Here is a 548-nt window from a genome sequence, read left to right on the forward strand (position 1 = left end):
TGCATTTGCACGGAAAGATTACCCCACAGCAATTAAATACTGGGGCATCATGCAGCAGATGATCGGTCCTGACGATAGCCGTTACGAAAGCCTTTCACGCAGTATCGACCATGCACGCAAACAAATGGGTGAAGTGGTTTCTCCAGATAAAAGCGTCGCAGTAACGATTAATGTTGCACCTGAAGCGCAGCTTGATCCTAACGCGGTGTTAATTGTCTCAATTCATCGTGCTGATGGTTCACCAATGCCGGTTGCAGCCGCTCGCTATCCACTTGGTTCGTTCCCACGAACAGTGGTGCTAGATGACGGTAATGCGATGATGCAAGGGCAAAAACTATCATCGTTAGAAAAACTTATCGTGCGTGTACGTGCTGATTCTGATGGCAACGTTGCAACGCGCGACCAAGATTGGCATGGCGAAAGCGATGTGGTTGAATTCGGTCAACCGGTTGCAGTGACGATTGATAAACAGTATCAATAGTTAGTTGTTGTCTCTGATATATGACACTTATTCAATGTCGGGCCCATTTAGTGGTATGACTCTAAAC

1 pseudogene is annotated in these 548 nt (G+C 46.7%); it reads left to right on the forward strand.

The features are described from left to right. Positions 1-481: pseudogene (locus R7Z49_RS26995) on the forward strand (c-type cytochrome biogenesis protein CcmI); the annotation flags it as partial. Between the last annotated feature and the right edge of the window lie 67 nt (positions 482-548).

The sequence above is a fragment of the Vibrio sp. 1562 genome (assembly GCF_033340155.1).
Taxonomy (GTDB): Bacteria; Pseudomonadota; Gammaproteobacteria; order Enterobacterales; family Vibrionaceae; genus Vibrio; species Vibrio alginolyticus.